This is a genomic window from Sandarakinorhabdus rubra (assembly GCF_010994245.1).
Taxonomy (GTDB): Bacteria; Pseudomonadota; Alphaproteobacteria; order Sphingomonadales; family Sphingomonadaceae; genus Sandarakinorhabdus; species Sandarakinorhabdus rubra.
The window spans coordinates 1-596 of record NZ_WMHO01000462.1; the positions used below are offsets into that span (position 1 = coordinate 1).

Consider the following 596-nt stretch of genomic DNA (forward strand, 5'->3'; position numbering starts at 1 on the left):
CACCGCGCCCAGCACCAGCGGTGGGCCCAGCGCGACACTGCCGGGCAGCGCCGCGCCGCGCCCCAGCAGCCAGGCCAGCGGCAGGCAAACCAGCGTGGCCGCCCCGGTGGCCGCGCCGAAGCCGACCAGCAGCCGGGCATCGCGGTGATCGAGCCAGCGCCGCACCGCGACCACGCCGCAGGTGCCGCCCTGGTGGGCGGCAAAGCCGACCACGGCCGCCGCGATCAGGCAGGCCAGCATCAGCATCATGTCATGTCCCCGTGGCCGTTGTTCTGCTGGGTGATCAGCCGTGCCGCCGATTCGAAGGTGAGATAGCGCCACAGCCAGTTCGCCCCCACCACCAGCCGGTTGCGGAAGCCGGCGAGGAACCACAGATGCACCGTGCACCACAGCAGCCACGCCGGATGGCCCGACAATTGCAGCCAGCCCAGATCCGCCACCGCCCGCGACCGGCCGATGGTGGCCATGCTGCCGGCATGGCGATAGCGGAAGACCGGCGCTGCCCGGCCCTTGCGACGGGCCAGGATGGCGCGCGCGGCGTGGATGCCCATCTGCTTGGCAGCCGGCGCCAGGCCGGGGATCGCCACCCCGTCCGG

1 protein-coding gene and 1 pseudogene are annotated in these 596 nt (G+C 73.5%); both read right to left on the reverse strand.

What is annotated here, in order from left to right; all coding sequences use genetic code 11:
• Positions 1-249 (reverse strand): hypothetical protein (locus GJV64_RS15290; RefSeq protein WP_456238864.1); only part of this gene is annotated, 249 nt, incomplete at its 3' end.
• Positions 246-596 (reverse strand): annotated as a pseudogene (locus tag GJV64_RS15295) (NAD(P)/FAD-dependent oxidoreductase); the annotation flags it as partial. The pseudogene GJV64_RS15295 and the gene GJV64_RS15290, both read right to left, overlap by 4 nt.